We start from the raw sequence: 13,946 nt of genomic DNA on the forward strand, positions 1-13,946 counted from the left end.
TCGTTAAGTGCCGCAATTATGCTGGGGGATTACTGAAAGAGGAAACCGGGGAACCGGACGCAGTTCACAACTAGCGTACGACTTCGTACTCGTGCCCCAGCGCCAGACAATGACTCAGCCATTCCCCCAGGAACAGATTCAGCTGAGCTTTTTCATCGGGCTGATGCATCGCGGCGTTCGGGTAAGGATAGATGCCGCGAAAGCGTCGTGCATGTTCGGCGCTGATCACTTCAGCCATACGCGCGTCGTGATAGACCTGCACTTCCAGTTGCGGCACCGGCAGCCATGGCAGGCTGTGCTCCTGACGCACTTGCAACGTGGTGGTATACGGGCAGGTTTGCAGCACTTCGAGGGCCAGTACGCCGAGCATCTGCTCGCCCTGAGTCACGGCGATGCGCCGCGCCTCGGGCTCGTTGCGCATGTCCGGCACCAGTCGCATCAGGCGCGCGTAGTTGGCCTCGCAGGCAGCCTGTAGCCCCACGAGGTCGACTCGATAACGATCGCGCAACTTGTTTACAACCATAACCCCCTCACTTCGGCGCGGTTGAGCGCCAGCCACTGCAAAGCGATGATGCTCGCCGCGTTGGCAATGCGTCCGTCACGGACGGCCTGCAAGGCATCTTCAAAGGCCCAGACCGTGACGCGTATATCTTCTGCCTCTTCCTCCAGCCCATGCAGGCCGCCCACGCCATCGGTGCTGCAACGCCCCAGATACAGATGCACGAACTCGTTGCTGCCGCCCGGTGACGGGAAATATTTGGTCATCGGCCACAGAGCCTTGATGTCCAGCCCAGCTTCCTCCTGCGCCTCGCGGTGAGCAACTTCTTCCGGCTGTTCATCCTTGTCGATCAGACCAGCGACCAGTTCTACCAGCCACGGATTGTCAGCCTTGCCCATCGCGCCGACGCGAAACTGTTCGATCAGCACCACTTCGTCGCGCTGCGGATCGTACGGCAGCACGCACACGGCATCATGACGCACGAACACTTCACGATTGATCTCGCGGCTCATGCCCCCGGCGAACAGCTCATGGCGCAGATGCACACGGTCGAGCTTGTAGAAGCCCTGATAGCAGCTCTCGCGGCGCACGATGTCGACGGCGGTCGGAATGGCGTTGGCAAAGTCAGTCATGAGCATCCTCGTTTACTGCGAATCCATTACGAGGTTCCTAATCGTTACCGGCAACCTCGACTTCGCGCCATCCTAACGCGCCCGTACCGTTTGATGCAGCCCCTTTACCGTCATCGGGATGGACGGTGGCGGCGAAACCCACTCTAATTAGCTTAGTGGCGAACTGACTGCTTCGTTGAGAGTCGAAGCGGTAACTTTTTGCTTTCCCCTGCTTTCGAAAGGACGCCCATGTCGCTTTTCAAAATTGCCTCCGTGGCCGCCATTGCCCTGACCCTGGGCGCGTGCGCGAGCCTGTTCCAGCCCAACTATCGCACGCCGCTGGAAACCACCCGCGATGCGTCGGAACAGCTGAAACCGGGATGTTCCACCCCCGATTGCCCACTGGTGAACATCGACACCCTGCGTTTCCCGGCAGAGCCCGCGCTGGACCCGATCATCGAAAAACGCCTGCTGCAAATGACCCGCACCGAGCCGGGCGCGCCTGTCGCGCCGACACTGGCGGCCTACCGCGAGCAGTTCCTGGCCAACGCCGGCCCGCGCAACAGCAGCTATCTGCAAGCGAAAGTACGTGAGCAGCATGACGGCTTGGTGATCATCGAGTTGTCGAGCTACCTCGACACCGGTGGCGCCCATGGCACACCGGGTCGCGGTTTCATCAACTATTCGCGCCAGCAGCACAAAGTGCTGAACCTGTCCGACATGCTGATGCCGGGGCAGGAAGAGGCGTTCTGGAAGGCTGCGCAAGTGGCGCACAACAGCTGGCTGATCAGCACCAAGCTCGATCAGGAAGCCGAGTTCGTCAAGAGCTGGCCATTCGTGAAAACCCCGCACGTGGCGTTGACCTACGGCGGGGTGATCCTCAAGTACGAAGTGAGCACCATCGCGCCTTACGCGCTGGGCCACGTCGAACTGAAGATCCCTTATCCACGTCTGAACGGCATTCTCAAGCCTGAGCTGTTTCCCGGCCGTAACTGAAGGCCCGACCGAGCACAAACTGCAGCAGCCCTGCCAGCACCAGCGCCGGCAGGGTGGCGCCGACGTCCGGATACAGATTCGCCAGCAAGTGATAGGTGCTGACACCCCCCAGCCACGCCAACAACGCCGGCCAGCGCAACGCGGCTGATGCGACCTGCCCCCGACGCTTGCGCAGGATGAAGTGATCCACCAGCACCACGCCGAACAACGGCGCAAACACCGAGCCGATCAGCAGCAGGAAATTCTGGTATTGCGCCAATGGCGCCAGCAGTGCAATCAGCGTGCAGATGACGCCGATGGCGAGCGCCAGATGCTCGACTTTCAGGCGCAACAGAATCCCGCTGGACACCGCTGCCGAATGAATGTCGGCGAAGGCGTTTTCCGATTCGTCGAGCAGGATCAGCAGCAGCGGAATACCCAACCCGGCACCGGCCAGTGCCAGCAGCAACGCATTGACTTCACCGCTCGGCGCGAACGCCAGGGTGTAAGCCACGCCGAGGCTCATCAGCCAGAAGTTGCCAATAAAGAAACCGACGGCGGTGCCGCCGAAAACGTTCTTCGCACGCTTGCCGAAACGCGAGTAGTCGGCGATCAGCGGCAGCCACGACAGCGGCATGGCAATAGCGATGTCGAAGCCCACGGCGAACGGCATCGAACCGTCACCGGCACTCGCCCAGAGCGCCGTCAGATCGGCCTTGGCGAACAGGTTCCAGGTCAGCCAGAGGCACGCGGCCAACAGCAGCCAGATCCCCCATTTGCGCAAGATCTGCCGGACAAACGTCAGCGGCCCGCTGACGGCAAGCAGGGTTGCCAGAGCGCCGAAGAACAGCGTCCACAACACCGGGTTGGACCACAGCGAGCCTTCGCTGAATGCGCGGGTGCCGAGCAGGCTGGCCGCATCGCGCATGACGATGATTTCGAACGAGCCCCAACCGATCAGTTGCAGCAGATTGAGCAGCGCCGGCAGGCTCGCGCCTTTGCTACCGAGGCTGAGCTTGAGCGCGGCCATCGACGACAGGCCGGTGTCGCTGCCGATCACGCCGACGGCCGCCAGCAGCAAAACGCCGACCAGTGTGCCGAGGAAAATGGCCAGCAGCGAACCGGACAAGCCCAGACCCGGCGCGAGCAATGCGCCGGTCTGCAGCACCATCAGGCCGATGCCGAGGGAGAACCACAGGGAAAACAGATCGCGACCGCCGAATACACGCCTGTCGGCGGGCACGGGGAGATCGGGGGAGTAGGTACCGGGTTGAATGCTCAAGGGTGTTGATCTCACGGAGTGATAGCCACAAGTTGCAAGCCACAAGCTGCAAGAAAAAGCAGGTTTCGCATCTGCTTCTAACTTGCAGCCTGTAGCTTGCCGCTTACACTTTTTTATAAAGCTGACTGCCTTCCTTCTTGAACCGCTCAGCCTGTTCCGCCAGGCCCTGGGCGACGTCCACGTCGACCGCTTCGATCCGCTGGTTGGCCGCGTATTCGCGGACTTCCTGAGTGATCTTCATCGAGCAGAATTTCGGCCCGCACATCGAGCAGAAATGCGCGACCTTGGCCGAGTCTTTCGGCAAGGTTTCATCGTGATACGAACGCGCGGTGTCCGGATCGAGACCGAGGTTGAACTGGTCTTCCCAACGGAATTCGAATCGCGCCTTGCTCAAGGCGTTGTCGCGGATCTGTGCGCCCGGGTGCCCCTTGGCCAGGTCCGCTGCGTGCGCGGCGATCTTGTAGGTGATGATCCCGGTCTTCACGTCATCCTTGTTCGGCAGGCCCAAGTGCTCCTTCGGCGTGACGTAGCAAAGCATGGCGCAACCGAACCAGCCGATCATCGCCGCACCGATACCAGAGGTGATGTGGTCGTAGCCCGGCGCGATGTCAGTGGTCAACGGGCCAAGGGTGTAGAACGGCGCCTCGTCGCAGCATTCCAGCTGCTTGTCCATGTTCTCTTTGATCAACTGCATCGGCACGTGGCCCGGGCCTTCGATCATGCACTGCACGTCGTGCTTCCAGGCGATCTTGGTCAGCTCGCCGAGGGTTTCCAGCTCGCCGAATTGCGCTTCGTCGTTGGCGTCGGCAATCGAGCCGGGACGCAGGCCATCGCCCAGCGAGAAGCTGACGTCGTAGGCCTTCATGATTTCGCAGATTTCGTCGAAATGGGTGTAGAGGAAGTTCTCTTTGTGGTGCGCCAGGCACCACTTGGCCATGATCGAACCGCCACGGGAAACGATGCCGGTCACACGCTTGGCGGTCAGCGGTACATAGCGCAGCAAAACGCCGGCGTGGATGGTGAAGTAATCGACGCCCTGCTCGGCCTGCTCGATCAGCGTGTCGCGGAACAGCTCCCAGGTCAGGTCTTCAGCGGCGCCACCCACTTTTTCCAACGCCTGGTAGATCGGTACGGTGCCGATCGGCACTGGCGAGTTGCGGATGATCCACTCGCGGGTTTCGTGAATGTGCTTGCCGGTGGACAGGTCCATCACGGTGTCCGAACCCCAGCGAATGCCCCAGGTCAGTTTCGCCACTTCTTCTTCAATGGACGAACCCAAAGCACTGTTGCCGATGTTGCCGTTGATCTTCACCAGGAAGTTACGGCCGATGATCATCGGCTCCAGTTCGGTGTGGTTGATGTTGGCCGGAATGATCGCGCGACCACGGGCAATTTCTTCTCGAACGAATTCAGGTGTGATGACTTTCGGCACGCTGGCACCGAAACTGTGCCCGGCGTGTTGCTGGTCCAGCAGGCCGGCGGCGCGAGCCACTTCGAGCTTCATGTTTTCGCGGATGGCGACGTACTCCATCTCGGCGGTAATGATGCCCTTGCGCGCGTAGTGCATCTGGCTGACGTTGGCCCCGGCCTTGGCGCGGCGCGGGTTGTTCACATGGGCAAAGCGCAGCTTGGTCAGCTCGGCATCGGCCAGGCGTTCCTGGCCAAAACTGGAACTCAAGCCTGGCAGGCGCTCGGTATCGCCACGGGATTCGATCCACGCCGAACGCACATCGCCCAGGCCTTTGCGCACATCAATGATGACATTGGGATCGGTGTACGGGCCCGAGGTGTCGTACACGACGACCGGCGCGTTGATCTCGCCGCCGAAGTCGGTCGGCGTCACGTCGAGACTGATTTCGCGCATCGGCACGAGGATGTCCGGGCGGGAGCCCTGAACGTAGACTTTTTGCGAACGGGTGAACGGCTTGACCGATTGCTCGTCGACCTTGGCCGAGTCACTCAGGTTGATCGCGTTTTTTGGTTTTGTAGTCATCACGGGCTCTCCAGACATCATCCAGGCAGTGGATTGTCGGAGCAGAACCTGAAAGGCACGGACGCACCAGGACAGGTGCTGTGCATCGTCGTCGAGCGTTCGATTGTCGAACAATTTCCCGGACGAAGCACAAGAGGACTCGCCGGGTGACGAGAAATCTTGTTCCCTACGCAGGCGCTAACCTGATCAGGTTCAACGGGATCCGAAATTATTCGATCTCAGCCTCATAGCAAGGCACCCCGACAAGAACCCGGCCAGTCTAGACACAACCGGCAAAGAACGCCAACACCGCGGCAAACACCATGATGAATGGCGCAATTAACGGATTGTTGCCGAACGCAGGCGCAACTACACTCGCTCTGCCCCGCCGAGCCTTGACGCTACGGGGGTTGCGCCTTACCTTTGGCGCCCGGATTATTTTCATAATATTCATGCTAGGGATCGCCTCATGCTGCGCAAACTTTCACTGGCTCTTGCCGTGTCTTGTGCGTCCAACGCAATGGCCTGGGCAGCAGAAGCGCCCTTGTCGACCAAAACCGATCTGGTCAGCGTCTATCAGGAAGCGGTCGACAACAACGCCGACCTGGCCGCTGCCCGCGCCCAGTACGGTGCACAGAAAGAAGTGGTGCCACAGGCTCGCGCCGGATTGCTGCCGAATCTGTCCGGTGGCGCCGAAGTCGCTGATGTGCGCACTTCGCTCGACCAGCCGTCAGCCATCGCCAACCGCAGCGCTCACTCGTATCAGGCGACCCTGGCTCAGCCGCTGTTCCGCGCCGATCGCTGGTTCCAGTACCAGGCTGCCAAAGACGTCAACGAACAAGCCGCGCTGCAACTGTCGGCCACCGAGCAGAACCTGATCCTGCAATCGGCCGAGAGCTACTTCAACGTGCTGCGCAGCCAGGACAACCTGGCCTCGACCAAGGCTGAAGAAGCCGCATTCAAGCGCCAGCTCGACCAGTCCAACGAACGCTTCGACGTCGGCCTGTCGGACAAGACCGATGTGCTGCAATCGCAAGCCAGCTACGACACCGCGCGCGCCAACCGCATCGTCGCGCAGCGTCAGGTCGATGATGCGTTCGAAGCGCTGATCACCCTGACCAACCGCCAGTACAACTCGATTCAGGGCATTGTCCACACGTTGCCGATCCTGCCGCCGGCGCCGAATGACGCCAAGTCATGGGTCGACACCGCCGCCCGACAGAACCTTAATCTGCTCGCCAGCAACTACGCCGTCAGCTCCGCCGAGCAGACCCTGAAACAGCGCAAGGCCGGCCACTTGCCGACCCTCGATGCGGTGGCCAAATACGAAAAAGGTGACAACGACGCCCTCGGTTTCGCCAACCCGAACGCCTTTGGCACACCCTACGGTGGCAACGTCGAGCAGAGCACACTGGGCCTGCAACTGAACATTCCGATCTACAGCGGCGGGCTGACCAGCTCCCAGGTGCGTGAGTCCTACTCGCGGCTTGACCAAACCGAGCAGCAGCGCGAAGCCCTGCGCCGGCAAGTCGTCGAAAACACTCGCAACCTGCATCGCGCGGTGAACACCGACGTCGAGCAGGTGCAGGCGCGCCGCCAGTCGATCATCTCAAACCAGAGCGCGGTGGAAGCCACGGAAATCGGTTATCAGGTGGGCACGCGCAACATCGTCGACGTGCTCGATGCGCAGCGCCAGTTGTATACCTCGGTGCGCAACTACAACAACACGCGTTATGACTACATCCTCGACAACCTGCGCTTGAAGCAGGCGGCGGGGACGTTGAACCCAGGTGATCTGGAGGATCTGCGCCGTTACCTGAAAGCCGACTACAACCCGGACAAGGACTTCTTGCCACCGGATCTGGCCAAGGCTGCGGAAGAGCAACTCAAGGCCCGCCCTTAAAAGCAAAAGATCGCAGCCTTCGGCAGCTCCTACATTGGAATGCATTTCCATGCTGGAGCTGCCGATGGCTGCGATCTTTTTGCTTTATTTGATCAGTCGGCCCAAGCCATCCAGCAAACGCTGCAACGCGCCCTGATTGCGGCGCATCACCGCCAGCCCCGCATCAGCCATACGCTGTGCATCCCGTGGCAGTTCGAACAGGCGCTGGACTTCCACTGCCAGCCCTTCGGCGTCATCCACTTCAACCAACGCCCCGGCCTCGCGCAACTGCGCGGCGATGTCGAGGAAGTTGAACAGGTGCGGGCCGCTGATCACCGGTTTCGCCAGTGCGGCGGGCTCCAGCAAATTGTGTCCGCCATTCGGCACCAGGCTGCCGCCGACAAAGGCGCTGTCGGCCAAGGCGTAGAGAAACAGCAGCTCACCCATGGTGTCGCCGAGCAGCACCGAAGTTTGCGCATCGACATTGGCGGCGGTCGAACGACGCAGCGTGGCAAAACCTTCGCGCTGACACCGTTCGAACACCGAGTGGAAGCGCTCCGGGTGACGCGGTACCAGAATCAGCAACGCATCCGGATGATTGGCCAACAAACGCCGATGGGCGTTCAACACCACTTCATCCTCGCCGTCATGGGTGCTGGCGGCGATCCAAACCGGTCGCTCCAGCGCCTGCCACTGACCACGCAATTGGGCGGCGCGTTGCAGCAGTTGCGGGTCGATGGTCAGGTCGAATTTGATCGAACCAGTGACCTCGACGGTCTCCGGACGCGCACCCAGATCGCGGAAGCGCTGAGCTTCGGCCTCGGTCTGCACGGCAAAAAAACTCATTTCGGCGAGCATCGGCGCAGTCAGTTTGCTGAAGCGGCCATAACCCTTGGCCGAGCGTTCGGACAATCGTCCGTTGGCGAGCGCCACCGGGATGCCGCGTTTGGCGCACTGATGAATATGGTTGGGCCACAGTTCGGTTTCCATGATCACGGCCAGTTTCGGCTGTGCGCGATCAAGAAAACGCGCCGCTGCACATGGCAAGTCATAGGGCAGATAGCAATGCTGGATGCGCGGCTCGGAGGCGAACAGTGCCTGAATCCGCTCCGAGCCGGTCGGCGTCATGCAGGTCACGGTGATCGGCAGCTGTGGATAACGTTGCAGCAACGCGCGGATCATCGGCGCGGCGGCGATGCTTTCGCCCACCGACACCGCGTGTACCCAGATACCGCTGGGTTGCAGCGCCGGCATCGCGTAAGAGAAACGTTCGCCAATGCGCTTGGCATACGCCGGCGCCTTGCGCGCCCGCAGCCACAGCCGAATCGCCACCAATGGCAGCCCCAGGTAAAACAGCGCGGTGTAGAGAGTTCTATTCATGGCGGCGGAGTTTATCGACTTTTTCCGTCGATCGCGCGCAAGTGCACGGCAAAACGCTCGGCCAGCCAACGCGCAGCCGGGCCGAGCGGCTCGTCGCGCCGCCAGACCAGCTCCACCACCAGCGCTGGCGGCGTCCATTCACTGTCGAGTTCGACCATCAAGCCCTGATAGGCCGAGTACTGCACCACGTGCCTGGGCAGCCACGCCCAGCCCAGATCGCGCACCAGCCATTCGGCCATCACGTAAAAACTGTCGGCACGCCACACCTGTGGGCTGGCCGGCTCGTTGCCGGGGTAGACACTGGTTTGCGTCGACATCAACAGTTGCCGGTGTTGCGCCAGTTGTTGGCAGGTCACATACGTCTGCGTCGCCAACGGATGATTGATCCCGCAGACCGTGACCATTTCCACGCTCCCCAGTACTCGTCGCTCCAGCGCCTCGGGGATTTCATCGTGGTAGAACAGCAAGCCGAGATCGGCGCGGCGCTCGACGAGTTTGCGTGCGACTTCGCCTTGAGCAGCGCTGGTGAGTTGTACTTCCAGGCTGGGAAATTGATCGGCCAGCGCGCCGAAACTTTCCACCAGCGCCTGATAGGGCATCGCCTCATCCTGCGCCACGCGCAGTTGCGCTTCCTGGCCGCGCATCATCGCCATGGCCCGGCCATTCAGGCGCTCACACTGGCGCAAGACTTCTCGCGCCTCCTCGAGCAGCGCCTCCCCCGCTTCGGTGAGCCTCGGCTGACGACCGCTGCTACGCTCAAACAGGCTCACCCCCAGATCGTCCTCGAGCATGGCGATGGTACTGCTGATCGCCGACTGCGCCTTGCGCTGTTGCCGGGCCACGGCGGAGAACGAACGCTGTTCGGCAACCGCGATAAACACGCGTAACTGATCCAGATTCCACTGCATACTCATCGCGCAACCCATCTCCCAACCAGATAGGTAATGACTTTACCGCATCTGAACAACCTCTAAAATGCCGACCTCAGAAAGTAACGTTACACACGAGGATTACACATGAACGCCTACGCCTACCTTGCCATCGCCATCTGCGCCGAAGTCATGGCCACCGTTTCGATGAAAGCGGTCAAAGGCTTCAGTACACCGCTGCCGCTGCTGGTAGTGATCGTGGGTTACGCCGTCGCGTTCTGGATGCTGATCCTGGTGGTGCGCACGGTGCCGGTGGGTGTCGCCTACGCGGTGTGGGCCGGAATGGGCATTGTGATGGTCAGTGTCGCGGCACTGTTCATCTATGGGCAGAAGCTGGATGTGCCGGCGATGCTGGGGATGGGGTTGATTGTTCTGGGCGTGGTCGTTATCCAGCTATTCTCGAAAACGGCGGGCCATTAAGGCCAACCAAACTCCTTGTGGGAGCGAGCTTGCTCGCGAAAGCGGTGTATCAGGCAACATTTTTCTCGACTGACACTCCCTCTTCGCGAGCAAGCTCGCTCCCACAGGGTTTGCGGGATGCCGATTGATCACCGACAAATCCGCCTCTTTCCCGAGTCTGTATACTGCGCCCTCGTCTTGAACACTGAGGTCGCTGCATGCCATCCGTTATTTCCACCGACGTTCTGATTGTCGGCGCTGGTGTCGCCGGCCTTTGGCTGAATGCGCGCCTGCGCCGCCAGGGGTTTTCGACGGTGCTGGTGGAAAGTGCCAGCCTCGGTGGCGGGCAGAGTGTGAAATCCCAAGGCATCATTCACGGTGGTGCCAAGTACGCGCTGCACGGCGCGTTGACCGGTGCTTCGGAAGCCATCGCCGACATGCCGCGACGCTGGCGTGAAGCGCTGGCCGGCAACGGCGAGCTGGATCTGAGTGGCGTGCGCCTGCTCTCTGAAGCCCATTACCTGTGGTCGCCGGGCACCCTCGCCGGCAACCTCACCAGTTTCTTCGCCAGTAAAGCCGTGCGCGGCCGCGTCGATCAGGTCAAGGGCGATCAACTGCCGCCAGCCCTGCAAGACAAGCGTTTCAAGGGCAAGGTCTATCGCCTGGCCGAACTGGTGGTCGATGTGCCGAGCCTGATCCAGCGTCTGGCCGAGCTGGCCGGTGACGGTCTGCTCGCCGGGCAGACCATCGAGCCGTTGCTGGAAGCAGGCGTGCTGGTGGGCCTGAAGGTCGACGGTCGCGAGATCCGCGCCCAGCGCATCGTGCTCAGTGCTGGCGAAGGCACCGCGCATTTGCTCGAGCACCTGGGCCTGAGCAAACCGGCCATGCAACGCCGGCCGCTGCACATGATCCTCGCCAAAGGCCCCGGCCTGAAACCGCTGTACGCCCACTGCCTGGGCGGCGGCACCAAACCGCGCATTACCGTCACCACGCATCCGGCGGCTGATGGCCAGTGGGTCTGGTACATGGGTGGCGACATTGCCGAAAGTGAAGGCGTGAACCGCGAACCCGCCGAACAGATCGCCACCGCGCAAAAAGAAATCGCCCAGTTGTTGCCGTGGATCGACCTCAGCACCGCGCAATGGGCGACGTTGCGCGTCGACCGGGCCGAGCCGCTGCAAACCGGTCTGACGCGCCCGGACAACGCGTTCCTCGCCGAAGAAGGTCGCTTGCTGGTCGGCTGGCCGACCAAGCTGGCGCTGGCGCCGGACTTTGCTGACCGAGTGATGGCCTCTTTGCAGCGCGACGGTATCCAGCCGCAACCCGGCGAACCGTTGCCAGCGCTGCCAAAACCACCGATGGGCGTTCCGGCCTGGGAGCAACTGTTGCCATGAGCATTGCCACCCTGCATGACTTTCACCGCCCGCTGGGCAGTACCGGCCTGACGGTCTCACCGCTGGGCCTGGGCACGGTCAAACTTGGCCGCGATCAAGGGGTGAAATACCCCAACGGCTTCCAGATTCCCGATGACGACGAAGCGCGGATGCTGCTCAGGCAGGCACGCGAGTTGGGCATCAATCTGATCGACACGGCCCCGGCCTACGGTCGCAGCGAAGAGCGTCTTGGCCCGCTGTTGCGCGGCCAGCGTCAGGATTGGGTGATCGTCAGCAAAGTCGGCGAAGAGTTTGCCGACGGCCTCTCGCGACACGATTTCAGCGCGGCGCATACGCGTTTGTCGGTCGAACGCAGCCTGCAACGTCTGGAAACGGACGTTATCGATCTGGTGCTGGTGCACTCCGATGGCAACGACCTGGCCATTCTTGAGCACGAAGAGGTTTATGCCACACTCGCCGCGCTCAAGGCCGAGGGCAAGATTCGCGGCTTCGGTTTTTCCGGCAAGACCGTCGAAGGTGGCCTCAAAGCATTGGAGCAAGGCGACTGCGCGATGGTCACCTACAATCTGAACGAACAAAACGAGAAGGCTGTCATTGACTATGCTGCTGCGCACGGCAAAGCGATTCTGGTGAAGAAGGCCCTGGCCAGCGGTCACGTTTGCCTGAGCCCGGGCGTGGATCCGGTGCGCGCCAGCTTCGAGTTGCTTTTCGCGCAACCTGGCGTCGCCAGTGCTATCGTCGGGACGATCAATCCGCTGCACCTCGCCCACAACGTTGCGACCGTTGCCCAGGTCCTTCGTAGTCACTGACGCCGCCCCGCGGCCTTAAGCAGGAGCCGATATGCCGCGCACGCTCATCAGAAAGAACCCGAGCAACTTCAAGACTCTGCCGCTGTTCGTCGAAGCTACGCCCGAAGGCCTGACGTATCAGAGCGTCGGAATGCCGCTGAATTTCACCCAGACCTTGCAGCGACGCAAACCGGTCAGCGTGGCGGATGCCGAGCGCTTCTCGCTGGAGCTGGCGAATCTGGGAGTCTCGGTGCGCCTGACCCTGCATTGGCAGAATCGCGACTACTGGGTGTTGGTGCGCCAGCGCCGGCAGGATCGCGGCGATGTGGTACTGAAGCTGATATCCGGTTACGTACCGGCTCACGAACTGAATATTCCGCTGCACACGGCCATTCAGGAAATCGCCGAAGAGTGTTTGCTGGAAACCCCCGAAGGCTGGCTCGGCGGGCGTTTCAACGACACCTGGCTGCCAGCGCCCTACTCCTCTGCCCTGCACTATCGCGAAGCTTTGCCGTTTCGGTTGACGCCGTTGTCCGGTTCGGCACGCCCCATTCGTAGCGCCAATCTGCAATTGCTGGAGCGGCCGCGGGCCTATGTGCATTTGCCGACGGCGTCGCTGCAATTGATCTATGACTTGCGCCTGGACGTGCCCAAGGAAGCCAAATCCCTGAGCCTGTTCCACGTCGATGAGCGTCTGGAAGGCGATCAACTGGTGGCGCGACTCGACCGCAAGCGCCCCGATCTGTACTTGATGCCACTCAAGGACGGCGCGCCACTGGCCGAGCTGTACACCCTCAAGCGCGACAAACTGCTACCGGCCAGCACCCGCGGGCTGTATCTGGCCGAGAGCTTTGCGAATCAAGAAGGTTGGGTGGTGCGCGAAGAGCGGATTCGCTGGAAAGACTGGCTCGTGCAACAGGGCCTGCAACCGGCAAAGCCCCCTCGTGCGGGCCTCAAGCAGCTAAGCCTCAAGGCGTTGCGCCTTGTGGGCCTGGGCAAGAAGCGCGCGCGCTGACTGCCGGTCAGCGCCGGCGATCCAGCCACGTGCGCACCGTGGCGAAGAAGTGGAAGTAACGATTCTCGCGTTTGCCCATGCCGCGCTTGGGCGAAAACGACTCCTCGGCAAACGCGCCGGTAATACGCACCCGCGAAGCCTGGGTCTTCAGTGTGCAAACCTTGGCGTCGGCCTGCTGCAACGCGAATTTGAGCAAGCGTTCGGAGTGCAGCTTCCTCCCCGTCGCTTTGCAGAACTCGAAGATGCGCTCGATCCGCTTGCCATACGCAACATAAGTATCGCGACCGCAAATGGCAAAGCGGTCGTTCAATCCACCCCACCATTGCCAGTCGGGAATGTAGGCATTGTGCCGCCGCGCTTCTGGATGATTGAACACATAGGCAGGTAGCGGGTTGTGGAAGAAATTGTCCGGACGCACGAACACCACGAAATCGGGATTGAAGGATTCAATCATGCGGGTGACGGTGTGCAGTGAGTTGAGCTGATAGGTCAGGTTGCGCAACGATGCAAAATCATCCGCCCAGGTATCGCCCTGTGCCTTGACCTGCTCGAAATCCCAACGCTCCAGCACGCCTTCGGTCGAGGTCAGCGTCCCGGTCATCGACTCGAATGGCTGGTAGTTGTCCGCCGCCAGCTCGCCTTTTTCGCCTGAACGGGAGTTCTGCACTTCATCGATTTTGTACAGGTGATAAAAGCACTTCACGTCGCTGCCCGCCGGTAACTGCGCCAGTACGTTCTGCTCGATGGAAGGAAAACAAATCGGCGAGTTTCTCGGGATACCGAAAAAAGCCACGGCAATTTTCAACACTCAACAGCACCT

The 13,946-nt window shown here is 61.2% G+C and carries 13 protein-coding genes and 1 riboswitch; of the genes, 6 read left to right on the top strand and 7 right to left on the bottom strand.

Features of this window, described 5'->3' with window-relative positions; translation table 11 throughout:
• Positions 1–70: 70 nt before the first annotated feature.
• Together AB4P91_RS02885 and AB4P91_RS02890 are read right to left on the bottom strand one after the other, a co-directional pair.
• Positions 71–523, bottom strand: a complete 453-nt coding sequence (locus AB4P91_RS02885) for a DUF1249 domain-containing protein (RefSeq protein WP_042557354.1) — start codon at positions 521–523, stop codon at positions 71–73.
• Positions 514–1,131: an NUDIX domain-containing protein gene (locus AB4P91_RS02890; RefSeq protein ID WP_115145950.1), complete on the bottom strand. Its 618-nt coding sequence runs from the start codon at positions 1,129–1,131 to the stop codon at positions 514–516. Before AB4P91_RS02890 ends, AB4P91_RS02885 begins: the two co-directional genes overlap by 10 nt.
• Before the next feature lie 228 nt (positions 1,132–1,359).
• On the opposite strand from AB4P91_RS02890, the gene AB4P91_RS02895 reads away from it, so the two are divergent.
• Positions 1,360–2,106: an RsiV family protein gene (locus tag AB4P91_RS02895; RefSeq protein ID WP_150594012.1), complete on the top strand. Its 747-nt coding sequence runs from the start codon at positions 1,360–1,362 to the stop codon at positions 2,104–2,106.
• Here the strand turns inward: AB4P91_RS02895 and cytX are convergent.
• The gene (cytX, locus tag AB4P91_RS02900) at positions 2,075–3,367 is read right to left on the bottom strand and encodes a putative hydroxymethylpyrimidine transporter CytX (protein WP_150596049.1); all 1,293 of its coding nucleotides are present in this window, start codon (positions 3,365–3,367) and stop codon (positions 2,075–2,077) included. The genes AB4P91_RS02895 and cytX overlap by 32 nt on opposite strands.
• Positions 3,368–3,470: 103 nt before the next feature.
• A complete protein-coding gene (thiC, locus tag AB4P91_RS02905) occupies positions 3,471–5,360 on the bottom strand; it encodes a phosphomethylpyrimidine synthase ThiC (RefSeq protein WP_150594010.1) in 1,890 nt (629 codons plus the stop codon).
• A gap of 146 nt (positions 5,361–5,506) precedes the next feature.
• Positions 5,507–5,612: riboswitch (TPP riboswitch) on the bottom strand.
• Positions 5,613–5,808: 196 nt separating this feature from the next.
• On the opposite strand from thiC, the gene AB4P91_RS02910 reads away from it, so the two are divergent.
• The gene (locus AB4P91_RS02910; protein WP_395599464.1) at positions 5,809–7,242 is read left to right on the top strand and encodes a TolC family outer membrane protein; all 1,434 of its coding nucleotides are present in this window, start codon (positions 5,809–5,811) and stop codon (positions 7,240–7,242) included.
• Between the two features lie 84 nt (positions 7,243–7,326).
• Here the strand turns inward: AB4P91_RS02910 and waaA are convergent, their stop codons facing one another.
• Positions 7,327–8,601: a lipid IV(A) 3-deoxy-D-manno-octulosonic acid transferase gene (gene waaA, locus AB4P91_RS02915; protein ID WP_395604283.1), complete on the bottom strand. Its 1,275-nt coding sequence runs from the start codon at positions 8,599–8,601 to the stop codon at positions 7,327–7,329.
• An 11-nt stretch (positions 8,602–8,612) separates the two neighbouring features.
• Complete coding sequence (locus AB4P91_RS02920) at positions 8,613–9,515, bottom strand: LysR family transcriptional regulator (RefSeq protein ID WP_395604284.1); 903 nt, start codon at positions 9,513–9,515, stop codon at positions 8,613–8,615.
• A gap of 102 nt (positions 9,516–9,617) precedes the next feature.
• Here AB4P91_RS02920 and AB4P91_RS02925 point away from each other — a divergent pair, with 102 nt between their 5' ends.
• The 4 genes from AB4P91_RS02925 to AB4P91_RS02940 all read left to right on the top strand — a co-directional run bounded on the left by AB4P91_RS02925 (position 9,618) and on the right by AB4P91_RS02940 (position 13,126).
• Entirely contained in the window at positions 9,618–9,950 is a 333-nt protein-coding gene (locus AB4P91_RS02925) for a multidrug efflux SMR transporter (RefSeq protein ID WP_150596045.1), read from the top strand.
• Between the two features lie 197 nt (positions 9,951–10,147).
• Complete coding sequence (locus AB4P91_RS02930; RefSeq protein WP_150594006.1) at positions 10,148–11,323, top strand: FAD-binding oxidoreductase; 1,176 nt, start codon at positions 10,148–10,150, stop codon at positions 11,321–11,323.
• On the top strand, positions 11,320–12,132 hold the full coding sequence (locus AB4P91_RS02935; RefSeq protein WP_115145955.1) for an aldo/keto reductase: 813 nt from the start codon (positions 11,320–11,322) through the stop codon (positions 12,130–12,132). Before AB4P91_RS02930 ends, AB4P91_RS02935 begins: the two co-directional genes overlap by 4 nt.
• Positions 12,133–12,163: 31 nt before the next feature.
• Positions 12,164–13,126 (top strand): hypothetical protein, encoded by a 963-nt coding sequence (locus tag AB4P91_RS02940; RefSeq protein ID WP_047299465.1) that lies wholly within the window; start codon positions 12,164–12,166, stop codon positions 13,124–13,126.
• A gap of 7 nt (positions 13,127–13,133) precedes the next feature.
• Here AB4P91_RS02940 and AB4P91_RS02945 read toward each other — a convergent pair whose 3' ends face one another.
• A complete protein-coding gene (locus AB4P91_RS02945) occupies positions 13,134–13,934 on the bottom strand; it encodes a hypothetical protein (RefSeq protein WP_150594005.1) in 801 nt (266 codons plus the stop codon).
• Positions 13,935–13,946: the final 12 nt, after the last annotated feature.

It is taken from the genome of Pseudomonas sp. B21128 (assembly GCF_044218865.1).
GTDB lineage: Bacteria > Pseudomonadota > Gammaproteobacteria > Pseudomonadales > Pseudomonadaceae > Aquipseudomonas > Aquipseudomonas iridis.